The organism is Bradyrhizobium sp. GCM10028915, assembly GCF_042666195.1.
GTDB classification, from domain to species: domain Bacteria; phylum Pseudomonadota; class Alphaproteobacteria; order Rhizobiales; family Xanthobacteraceae; genus Bradyrhizobium; species Bradyrhizobium canariense_D.
This window is the reverse complement of sequence record NZ_JBHTFN010000006.1, coordinates 44,631-55,097: the sequence shown is the minus strand read 5'-3', so window position 1 is coordinate 55,097 and position 10,467 is coordinate 44,631. Positions and strand designations below refer to the sequence as shown.

Annotated in this window: 13 protein-coding genes; 6 read left to right on the top strand and 7 right to left on the bottom strand. The window is 64.1% G+C overall.

Going from position 1 to position 10,467, the window contains the following annotated elements; translation table 11 throughout:
• Positions 1–125: 125 nt before the first annotated feature.
• From ACFQX9_RS05305 to ACFQX9_RS05295, 3 genes are all read right to left on the bottom strand, one after another.
• A complete protein-coding gene (locus tag ACFQX9_RS05305; RefSeq protein ID WP_018455380.1) occupies positions 126–704 on the bottom strand; it encodes an Hpt domain-containing protein in 579 nt (192 codons plus the stop codon).
• Between the two features lie 31 nt (positions 705–735).
• Positions 736–1,281, bottom strand: coding sequence for a response regulator (locus ACFQX9_RS05300; protein WP_007611745.1), 546 nt, complete (start codon positions 1,279–1,281; stop codon positions 736–738).
• An 87-nt stretch (positions 1,282–1,368) separates the two neighbouring features.
• Positions 1,369–2,148 carry an NAD kinase gene (locus tag ACFQX9_RS05295; protein WP_085351151.1) on the bottom strand — a complete coding sequence of 260 codons (780 nt, stop codon included), beginning with the start codon at positions 2,146–2,148 and terminating at the stop codon, positions 1,369–1,371.
• Between the two features lie 255 nt (positions 2,149–2,403).
• Here ACFQX9_RS05295 and ACFQX9_RS05290 point away from each other — a divergent pair, with 255 nt between their 5' ends.
• On the top strand, positions 2,404–3,969 hold the full coding sequence (locus ACFQX9_RS05290; RefSeq protein ID WP_377786999.1) for a S10 family peptidase: 1,566 nt from the start codon (positions 2,404–2,406) through the stop codon (positions 3,967–3,969).
• On the opposite strand, the gene ACFQX9_RS05285 is transcribed toward ACFQX9_RS05290, so the two are convergent.
• Both ACFQX9_RS05285 and ACFQX9_RS05280 read right to left on the bottom strand, forming a co-directional pair.
• Entirely contained in the window at positions 3,956–5,344 is a 1,389-nt protein-coding gene (locus ACFQX9_RS05285; RefSeq protein ID WP_377786996.1) for a serine hydrolase domain-containing protein, read from the bottom strand. The genes ACFQX9_RS05290 and ACFQX9_RS05285 overlap by 14 nt on opposite strands.
• A gap of 115 nt (positions 5,345–5,459) precedes the next feature.
• Entirely contained in the window at positions 5,460–6,002 is a 543-nt protein-coding gene (locus ACFQX9_RS05280; RefSeq protein ID WP_377786993.1) for a tetratricopeptide repeat protein, read from the bottom strand.
• Positions 6,003–6,244: 242 nt separating this feature from the next.
• Between ACFQX9_RS05280 and ACFQX9_RS05275 the strand changes: the two genes are divergently transcribed.
• From ACFQX9_RS05275 to ACFQX9_RS05260, 4 genes are all read left to right on the top strand, one after another.
• Positions 6,245–6,619, top strand: coding sequence for a His-rich protein BRANT (locus ACFQX9_RS05275; RefSeq protein ID WP_368507697.1), 375 nt, complete (start codon positions 6,245–6,247; stop codon positions 6,617–6,619).
• A 389-nt stretch (positions 6,620–7,008) separates the two neighbouring features.
• Complete coding sequence (locus tag ACFQX9_RS05270) at positions 7,009–7,404, top strand: hypothetical protein (protein WP_018455387.1); 396 nt, start codon at positions 7,009–7,011, stop codon at positions 7,402–7,404.
• Positions 7,405–7,690: 286 nt separating this feature from the next.
• Positions 7,691–8,398 carry an outer membrane protein gene (locus tag ACFQX9_RS05265; RefSeq protein WP_085384994.1) on the top strand — a complete coding sequence of 236 codons (708 nt, stop codon included), beginning with the start codon at positions 7,691–7,693 and terminating at the stop codon, positions 8,396–8,398.
• 253 nt (positions 8,399–8,651) lie between these two features.
• Complete coding sequence (locus tag ACFQX9_RS05260; protein WP_018455389.1) at positions 8,652–8,894, top strand: hypothetical protein; 243 nt, start codon at positions 8,652–8,654, stop codon at positions 8,892–8,894.
• A gap of 39 nt (positions 8,895–8,933) precedes the next feature.
• On the opposite strand, the gene ACFQX9_RS05255 is transcribed toward ACFQX9_RS05260, so the two are convergent.
• Complete coding sequence (locus tag ACFQX9_RS05255; RefSeq protein ID WP_018455390.1) at positions 8,934–9,188, bottom strand: hypothetical protein; 255 nt, start codon at positions 9,186–9,188, stop codon at positions 8,934–8,936.
• Between the two features lie 304 nt (positions 9,189–9,492).
• A complete protein-coding gene (locus ACFQX9_RS05250) occupies positions 9,493–9,867 on the bottom strand; it encodes a hypothetical protein (protein WP_018455392.1) in 375 nt (124 codons plus the stop codon).
• Between the two features lie 101 nt (positions 9,868–9,968).
• Here ACFQX9_RS05250 and ACFQX9_RS05245 point away from each other — a divergent pair, with 101 nt between their 5' ends.
• On the top strand, positions 9,969–10,133 hold the full coding sequence (locus ACFQX9_RS05245; RefSeq protein ID WP_007602663.1) for a hypothetical protein: 165 nt from the start codon (positions 9,969–9,971) through the stop codon (positions 10,131–10,133).
• Positions 10,134–10,467: the final 334 nt, after the last annotated feature.

Sequence of the window (10,467 nt, the reverse complement as noted above, 5' to 3'; positions counted from 1 at the left end):
GCGCTCATCGCCTGCGCCCGCAAGCTCCTGATCTACGCCAATACTGTCGTGCAACGGGGCACGCCCTGGATCGAAAAAGCCGCCTAGCCTTTAATGGTTGCTACAACACCTCGCGAACGGCGAAGCTACCCCGCCGGCGCGATACTCGGTGCCAGGATCACCTCGAGATGCTCGGGGCGATCGCGGTTGGCGTCGGCGAGATAGTCGTCGGCGACCTTGCGCAGGCGCCGGCTGAGTTCGGCGGAGACGCTGATGCTGTCGAGCTTGGTGTTCTCGTGCACGATGGCAAGGATGGCGTTGATGTGGTGCGTGAACAGCTCGGCCGGTACCTTTTCGAGATCGGGCGCGTGCTCGATGACGCGGCACAGGCTCTCGGCTACGCCCGCCGCCGCCGGATAGCCGAAAGTCGCGGCATCGCCCTTGATGTCGTGCGCGGCGCGAAACAACTCGTCGCGCCTGTCCTTGCTGAAGCCGTCGTGCCGGATGGCGACGTAGGCGGCCGACAGCCGGTTGATCTCGGTCGCCATCCAGTCCTTGAACTCGCCAGCAAGGCCCGCGAGCGCCTGTTCGGCGCGGCCGATCGGATCGTCCATGTCTTTGTCTTCGACGCGGCGCAGGACCGACCGCAGCGGGTTGGGCTGCGTGATGATTTGATGCGTGGCGAAGGCCGTGATCTCGATGTCTCTTGCGCTGTTCTTCGCCATGATATCGGCCTCGATCGTGAGAGACGTTGCGCTAGATGGAGGAGCGGGCCTTGTCGAGCAGCGAGGGCTGCTGCAGCACCTCGTGCTTTTCGCCGACGCGGCGCTCGGGGCCCATATAGGCTGAGTTGATGTTGCGGCGGCGGTCCGGGCCGAAATAGGTCTTGGTCTTGATGAAGGGGCGGGGACTGGCGACCACGTTGAGGATGCGCTGGTAGAGCCCCTTGGCCGAGATCGGCTTGGCCAGAAATTCGGTGACGCCGGCATCGCGCGCCACCGTGACGCGGCGCTTCTCGGAATGGCCGGTCAGCATGATGATCGGCGCGTAGGGATTGCCCTTGGATTCCGGCTGCCGGATCATCTGCGCCAGCTCGAGCCCATCGAAGATCGGCATCGCCCAGTCGGTGATGACGATGTCGGGCACGTAATGGCTGTACATTTCCAGCGCCGTGGCCCCGTCCTCGGCCTCGTAGACTTCACGCGCGCCAAAGGAATGCAGCAGCGTCCGCAGGATGCGGCGCATGTGCGGATTGTCGTCGCAGACGAGGAAACGCAGCTTGTTGAAATCGATGCGGAACATGGAGCCCGGGCCGAAGTGGTCAACTTTCGTTAACCATATCTCGCCGGGGGTTAATGAAGGGTTGCGATCGGCAGTCCGGCGGGCGGCTCAGGAGCCGAACTGTTCGCGCAGAATGCGCTCTTCCAGGCTGTGACCGGGGTCGAACAGCATGCGCATCGAGATGGTCTTGTCGGACAGCACCTCGACGCGGCGAACATCGCGCACCTCGTCGTGGTCGGCGACCGCCGCCACGGGGCGCTTGTCGCCCTCCAGCACCTCAATCACGACATAAGCCGTGTTCGGCAGCAGCGCGCCGCGCCAGCGTCGTGGGCGGAAGGCGCTGATCGGCGTCAGCGCCAGCAGCGCGGCGTTGATCGGCAGGATCGGTCCTTGGGCGGACAGATTGTAGGCGGTCGAGCCGGCTGGCGTTGCCACCATGATGCCGTCGGCGATCAGCTCGGACATGCGCTCGCGCTCGTCGATCAGGATCCGCAGGCGCGCGGCCTGGTAGGTCTGCCGGAACAGGGCGACCTCGTTGATGGCGTGATGCAGGTGGACGCGGTCGTTGGCATCGGTCGCGCGCATCAGGAGGGGGTGGATTTCTGATTCCTGCGCGGCCTCGAGACGGGCTCGAAGATCGACGGTCGAGTACTCGTTCATCAGGAAGCCGACGGTGCCGCGGTGCATGCCGTAGATCGGCTTGCCCGTATGCATGTGCTGATGCAGCGTCTGAAGCATGAGCCCGTCGCCGCCGAGTGCGACCACGATGTCGGCGTCCTTCGGATCGCAATTGCCGAAGTCCCTGGTGAGCTGGCCGAAGGCGGCTTGCGCCTCGCTGCTCGGGCTGGCGACGAAGGCGATCCGGTCGTATCGCGCTGGCTTGGTCATGGTTTCCGGGCAGGGCCGCTGGCTCGAGAAAGTTCCGCCGGGCTCGTCTAACGATCTCGACCCCGATTGTCGAGGATGACCACCCTTCACAGCAGTCCGGCAACTGCCCATTCCGATTTGAGGATGAAACCGGGTCGATTTGTGGCCCACCGGGCTCTTCAGGCGCCGCCGGAGCCATGATCCCCCAAACCGTCGCAATTCCGCGCTAGCCTTGCGGTCCGCACCGGTGGTCGTCGCCGGGCAGGGAGAACGACCATGAATATGAATATGCCGGTGCTCCGCCGTGCGACCCTCGTGCTGGCGGTATCGGCATTCGCGCTCGCAGGATTGGCGCGCGCCGACGATCCGCCGCAGCCGCGCGCCGAGGCGGCAGCGCCAGCCGGACAGAAGGGCGGGCGCGGCGGCGCACAAAGCGCGTCACAGAATGCATCGCCATCCGCCGAGCCGCACCGTCTTCCGTCGGATTCGACCACGAAGCAGACACTCGATCTTCCCGGCCGCAGCCTCAATTTCGCAGCGACCGCTGGTTCGATCCGCGTGTTCGACGGCAAGGGTGAGCCGGTGGCCGACATCGCCTATACATCCTATGAGCTCGACGGCGCAGACCGTGCGACGCGCCCGGTGACCTTCCTGTTCAACGGCGGGCCCGGTGCGTCGTCGGCATGGCTCCAGTTCGGCGCGGCCGGGCCGTGGCGGCTGCCGCTCGATGGCGAAGCGCTGTCGCCGTCCGCCTCGCCCGAGGTGAAGCCGAACGCGGAGACCTGGCTCGATTTCACCGATCTCGTCTTCATCGACCCCGTCAGCACCGGCTACAGCCGCTTCGTCGCGACCGGCGATGACGCGCGCAAATCGCTCTACTCCGTCGACGGCGACGTCAATTCGATCGCGTTGGTGATCCGCCGCTGGCTCGAGAAGCACGACCGGCTGACCTCGCCGAAATACGTCGCCGGCGAAAGCTATGGCGGCATTCGCGGGCCGAAGGTGGTGCGCCAGTTGCAGCTCCAGCACGGCGTCGGCGTCAGGGGATTGATCCTGGTGTCGCCGCTCCTGGACTTCCGCGAATTCACCGGCACCAGCCTCCTGCAATATGTCGCGACGCTGCCGAGCTATGTGGCGGTGGCGCGCGCGGCGAAAGGCCCGGTCAAGCGCGCCGATCTCGCCGACGTCGAGGCTTACGCGCGCGGCCAATTCCTGGCCGACCTCGTCAAGGGCGAGGCGGACAAGGAGGCCACCAATCGTCTTGCCGACAAGGTCGCCGAGCTCACCGGCATCGACCAGGCGGTGAGCCGTCGGCTTGCCGGCCGCTTCGACGTCGGCGAATTCCGCCGCGAATTCGACCGCAAGAACGGCAAGGTGACGGGGCGCTACGATGGCTCGGTACGCGGCCTTGATCCCTATCCGGATTCGAGCAGCTCGCGGTTCGGTGATCCCTCCGGCGATGCGCTGCAGGCGCCGCTGACGAGTGCGGCGGTTGACCTGCTGACACACAAGCTCAACTGGCGGCCCGATGGCTCCTACGAGGTGTTGAACGGCGCCGTCGAGGGTCATTGGGATTTCGGCCGCGGCATCAATCCGCCGCAATCAGTCTCCGAGCTGCGACAGATCCTTGCCACGGATGCGAAGCTGAACGTGCTGGTCGCGCACGGCCTGTTCGATCTCGCCACCCCCTATTTCGGATCGAAGCGGGTGCTCGACCAGTTGCCGGCCTTCGCAACGCAGCGGGTCAAGTTCGTGGTCTATCCCGGCGGCCACATGTTCTATTCGCACGACGGCTCGCGGCAGGCCCTTCGAAGCGAGGTCGAGACGCTCATTCGGGAGTAGCCCGCCGCTTGCGCGGCTTGTATCGCCGCGCGATCTCGCGGGCTACGACGGCCGCAGGCTTGATATTGGCGCCCGCGATCCAGACGTCACTGACCTTGCCGCGCTTGTCGCGGACGCGGCGGACCGGCTCGCCGTGGCTGGAGTAGCCGGCGGCCCAGGCGAGCTTGCCGGTGTCGCGGCCGGTGACCTCGATCTCGGCGGCGTCCATGAACGGGTTGTTGAACTGGGGATTGGCGACCAGCACGCGGTTGCCGACCGGCACGAGGTCGTTCGCGCCCCAGATCGTCCACCAACGGCCGGTCCAGTCGCGCACGCGGCGGTCGGGTGCACCACGGGACTGGAAGACGCGCAGGATCTGCATCGCGCCGTCCATCCAGAACGGGGCCGCGCCGTCGATGGAGTTGCTGAGGATGCTGATCGCGAGCTCGCAAGCGGGGATGGAGCAGGTCCTGGAGATGTAACCTTGAAAGCCGCCGCCATGGCCCAACCAATCCCAGCCGTCGGTTTTGCCGGCGTTGACGCCGAGGCCGTAATAGGCCTCGAAGCTTTGCGGCACGCGCCAATGGTTTCGCGTCATCTCGCGGCGGCTTGCGACCGATAGCACGCTCTTTTTCGCATTGGGCGCGAGCTGCGCGTAGAAGCGGGCGGTATCGGCGGCGGTCGCGATGAAGCCGGCGGCGGAGGCCATCGCGTGCGCGGGATTGTCGCCGGGGATCACGCATCGCTCTCCGTACGGCAGCTTGCGAGTGTGGCCGCGCGCGAACGACGCGCCCTTGGGAAGCGGCGCGTCCGGCTCGGTCTCGCGCAGGCCCGCAGGTTCGATGATCTCGCGCTTGATCCAGACCGGGTAGGGCTCCTTCGTCACGGCCTCGATGACGAGACCGATCAGCCCAAAGCCGTGATTGGAATATTTGAAGCGTGTGCCCGGCTCGATTGCGGTCGGCCGCTTCAATTCCGCGAGCAGCTCGCTCGCGTCGAGATAGGGACGGCTGTCGATGAACTGGCCGGAATCGGCGCCGTCGCGCGTCAGTCCCGCGCTGTGCGAGAGCACTTGCGCAATCGTCGTTTCGGCGACGCGCGGATGCAGGCCGGCGACATGTTGGCCGATGGAATCGTCGAGCCGGAGCTTGCGCTGCTCGCGCAGCTTCATGACGCCGGCCGAGGTGAAGCTCTTCGAGTGCGAGGCGATGCGGAAGCGGTGGCGCGGGGTGAGCTTCTCGCCGGTGTCGAGATTGGCGAGGCCGAACGCATGCTCGGCAACCACCTCGCCGCGATGGACGAAGGCGACCATGACGCCCGGCTGGTGGATTGTGGTGTGCTGGAATTCGATCCAGGAGCCGATGTAGTCGATCGCGGATCGCAGCCACTTGTCCATTGCGCACCGATTTACCAGGAGAGTGTTTGATGCGAGAGGCTAACCGAGAACGCAGAACGGGCACAACCCTGAGGTTGTGCCCGTTCGTCCCATTCGGAGATGCGATGTTCTGTTCTTAATAGACCAGCGTCGCTCCGGTCGGCTTGTCGAGCGCGGCGGCGAGCGAGCAATATTCGGAGCTGTCGGTGCCGGCGAGCGAGGCGAGCTTGTTCAGGTGATACTGCGCCTGCTCGCGGTTGCCCTGCTCGAGCTGCCAGAGGCCATAATACTGCCAGGTGCGGACGTGGTTCGGATCGTCCTTCAGCGCGAGCTCGTAATAGACCTTCGACGACTGGTAGTCGCCGAGCTTGCGATAGGAGTAGCCGATCAGATTGGCGACGTCGGCGACGTCGTCGCGCTTGAGCGACTTCAGCTGGCCGATCGCGCCGGTGTAGTCGTGATTGTCAAAGATCGTGGTGTAGGCGGTGCGATAGGCAGCAAGGAATTTCGGATCGCTGACCGAGGAGCTCTTCTTCTTGCCCTTCTTGGTCGAGGTGTCGGATTTCGGTGGCGAGGAGGGCTCATCGCTGCCGGCGGCATAGGCGCTGGTCAGCACCGGAGCCGCTGCCAACGACACGGCGACAAGTCCCGGCACAAGAAGCATTGAGAGTTTGCGCATATAAGTTCTCCGGTATGGAACGTGGCGATCCTACACGATTGCCCAAAGACCGGAACACCCATCAGGCAGAAACATTCCCGGCATCCTGGCCTAGGGCGGATGACAAACTTGTCATCCAGATGAACGGGAGCCTGCTGTGGGCTTCAGATTGGGTTCAGTGCGAGCCTCCTAGGCTCCAACCTACGATCAAAGGGTTGGCGAGAGGGCGCCCGCCTCAAGATCCTTCCAAGAGGAGACCAACCATGTTGAAGACCATTTCCGCAGCCTTGCTCGCAGCCTCCGTGATCGCAGCCCCGGCCTTCGCAGCCGAGACCACCACGACCACGCCGGTGATCAAGGCAGACCAGAGCCAGACCAAGGTGTCGACCACCGCCGCGAAAGCCGATGCCGGCCTCAAGGCCAACGCCAAGGCTTCGGATGTCAAGGCTTCGGACGTCAAGGCCGATGCCAAGGTGGACACCAAGTCGAAGGCGATGAACGCCAACGCCGCCGTCACACCGGACGAGCACAAGACCGTGCGCAAGCATCGCCACCACCACAAGCATCTGTCAGCGAAGAAGTCGCTGAAGACGCAGCCGGACGTCACCAAGCCGGCGACGATGGAGAAGCGCAGCTAACGACTGAGCCTGCGCGGCGGCGTCCTAGCATTGCCCCGGCCGCCGCGTGAGGAATTCAGGCCCGGCCCGTTCGTCACGCCTTGCGCGAAAGCTCGAGGTGCTGGCGGCGGGCCGGTATGACCATGCTGAAGCCCGCGAGCAACGTCCCAGATTTGGCGGCCGCAAACAAAACCTCGAAAACAACCCCATGCACAGTAGCGGGTCGTAGATAAATCAATGGTTTAAGGGGTGGCGTATTTGCGGATTTTACGAATCCGTTTGACTCGTCGGGCAAAACACCTGTAGACATGCATCATTGCAACCTTGGGGCTGGAACGTCTCCGAGACTGATCGAGCGGAGAGCGTAAGCGGTGCGGCGACTAGCGGAACGCGCAGTGAGCTTGGCGTTGATGCTGGCACTGCCGCTGGCGCTCACGGGATGTTTCGGCAGCGATGGTGACCGTCCAACCCTGATGGAGGGGACCCAGGCCGGAGGTCCACAACCGTTCCCGGATAATTTCCGTGGCGACACGCTGGCCTTGATGCGCAGCTATCTGAACAATCCCGTCGGCGTGCGTGACGCCAGCATGGCCGAGCCGGCGCAGCGCGAGGTCGGAGGCCGCCAGTTCTACGTCAGTTGCCTGCACTTCACCCCACGCGAGACCGACGGCACCTACAAGGCCATGAGGGAGCGCGCCGTGATCTTCGTCAACGGCCGGGCGGACCGCGTCGTCGATCGCGCCAGCGAGCTGTGCGCGGGCGCGGTTTACGTACCCTTTCCGGAACTTGAAAAGATGACGCGGTAGCGCAAAGCCCACCTTCATCGCTTGGTGATAGACAAAGCCCGCCGGAGCTGCCGGATCACATTTCGGGGAGCTTTGAACGGGGTGGTTTCGCGTTGCGACTAATCGTTACGGAAGGTTTTGTTTCCGACGGAAAAAACCGTCGGCACGCGCCTGTCGGACGGAACAAAATCGCGCTGTTGCCGCTCCGTCACAGTAACGAACGATCAACGTTCCGGCATCGCCTCGAAGCAACCCAATTCACGCCACGTTGTTTCCTGAGTGTCGAATTGAAAGAACGGGGATAATCATGAAGAGGATTTTGCTGGGCGCGGTTGCCCTGCTTGCGCTGGCTGCGCCGGCTGCCGCAGCCGACATGCAGGCGCGCACCTACACCAAGGCTCCGGCCTACACGCCGCCGCAGGTGATATACAACTGGACCGGCTTCTACATCGGTGGCCATGTCGGCGGCGCCTTTGCCGGCGACAGCAGCTTCCAGTCGAGCGACGCGCGCTTCCTCGGCGGTGTTCAGGGCGGCTTCGACTACCAGTTCGCGCCCAATTGGGTCATGGGTGTCGAGGCCCAGTATTCCTGGCTGCCGACCAACAACGGCGGCGCTACGTTCCCGCTGGGCACGCAGGTGACCTCCAATACCGACCAGCTCGGCTCGGTGACCGGTCGCATCGGCTACACTTGGGGACCGGCGCTGCTTTACGCGAAGGGCGGTTATGCCTGGCGCAATGGCGGTCTTGGCGTCAATGTCGCCGGCGTCCCGCAGCCCTTCACCGCCACCGGCAACAGCAAGGACGGCTATACCGTTGGCGCTGGCCTCGAATACATGTTCGCGCCGAACTGGTCGGCCAAGGCCGAGTACCAATATTACAACTTCGGCAACACGACGATCACCTCCGGTCCGGCTGACGTCGTCGGCGTCCGCGGCCGGGAGGACGAGCATACCGTCAAGGTCGGCGTGAATTACCGCTTCGGCTGGGGCGGTCCGGCAGCCTCGCGCTACTGACGCGCCACCAGCGACCCACGACCTGACAAAGGCCGGCTCTCGCCGGCCTTTCGTTTGCCCAGCCCTCGTTCGCAAGTCCTTTGTTTGCATCGCGTCAACCATCTGGCGCGTCATTTGCAGGCAAACGTTCTGGCGGGCGCTTTCTCACGCGCGTCATGGAGCTCGGGTAAAGCAAAAATAATTTTTGCAGCTTACGGAACTCGCGCGCCGGAACGCGTTATATGACAATTACCGGGCTGGTGGGACGACGGACATGCGTATCTTGGTGTCGGCTGTGGTGCTCTCGTGCTTCGTCAGTTTGCCGTGCGCTGCCCAAACAATCCTCAAATCCGAGCCTCTGATGCTGGCACCCTACGAGGTGGCCTTCGTCAAGGACGCCTCGTGCTCCTCCGGTAAGGTGCTGAAGGTCACCGGCGCGATCCGTGGGCTGCATCGCCGGAAGGCCTGCGTGGCTCTGGCGGGCGAGCAGGCGTCACTGGCCACCGCGACCCCCTAAGCTTTTCCTGAGCTCTGGCTTCCCAGCTTCGATTCCTCTTTAGGAATTCAGCTCAAGCTCCATCCTCGCTTGGCGATCAGCCTCGGCCTTGTTCCGGGCCGGGTCCTCGCCCTGTGCGGCCCGGCACGGCTTGATCTCGTAATCGTTGTCGAGCACCCGGCGTGGCCCGGGACGGTTGTCATCCGCAGTTACGTCCACGACGAGGCCACTTCGCTGCGCGAGCCTCCAGACGTCGGACTCGTCAGGATAGGCCTTGCTGATCTGGGCATCGTTGCAGAACAGGGCGTAGGGCATTGTTCCCGCTCCCGGAAAGCGCATTAACGAATTTGACGGGGTAGGGGTTCCGCTCGCCGGTCGATCACGCGGCCGTGATCAGGGCCGCCGGGTCCTGAGTCCTTAACGAGTCCTGAATCCCGAAAAAAAGAATCCACGGGACTCATTTGGCGGAATCAGCGGATGTTTTCGGTCATGACGACGGACCTGAAAACCTCTTGCGGGCACATGCTGCTGCCCCTCACGCTGGCCCTGTTCGGCGCCTGCGCGGCCAATCTCTGGCTAGTGTGGTCCTGGCTTTAGGCCAGCGACGGGAGATCCGGCTTTACTTGTCAGCCGGTGGACGGGAGGAGGGCTCGCGGATGGCGGCCCGCAATTTGGTCAGGGTGGCCGCGCAATATTCCTCGCGCTCCCGCTCGAACCGCTCCTGATGCTTGCGGAAATTGGCGATGCGGGCCTGTATTTCGGTGCGGACGTCGTGGCTCGCCACCCGGGGCGACGGGAGAGGTAACGGCTGCGGCGGAGCGGCCTTAAGTGGCTCGGTCCCGATGATGGTGTTGACGGGGGCGATCTGCACCGACGCGGCCACTGTCGCCGTCGGGATCTCCGGTGGATGCAAGTCATCCTTTTTGCCGGTTACCGATTGGACGAAAGCCATTGTCTGCGCGATCAGCGCGTCGCGTTCCGCGATCCACTTCATGGTGCACCCCTGTTGGCGCCATTCCAGCAAAGCTGGCCGGCCGAATCAAGAAGGTGTTGGGTGGGGATTGCATATTTTTCCCGGCCGCCCGACAGTGGGGAATGGATGCCAAAGCAGACCATTCAGCCGAAGCCGAGGGCTTGAGGCTCGTCCGCGCGTTCCTATCGCTGCCGCCCGACAAACGGGCGGAGGTGATCGCGTTCGTTGAGGAGTTGGCCCGCGCCAAACGCCGTCCGGAGGAGGGCGCCGACGTCTCGCCGGGGTGAGCGCTAGCGCTCCCGCGGATTGAGGTTGGGCTCGAACGGCGCCCCGACCACCCGAACCGGCGTCGGCGTGGTCCCGTCTATTGCTACCGTTTCAGCCCGCTGCTTTGCCGGAGCCGGCCAGGGAGCCTGTTCGAACAGCGCAACAGCCCCGGCCAAGGCGCTACAGCACAGCGTCACCGTGGCCAGCAGAAACATGTTTCGATTTTCTTCCCTGATCCGCATGGGTCGACAACGGCCGACGCCCTTGACGGGTTCCGCCTGACCATGCCCGGATCGCTCCCCAAACTGCCGGCGGGACGCGATCGGGACATGGCCAGGACAAATCTTCAAAGAC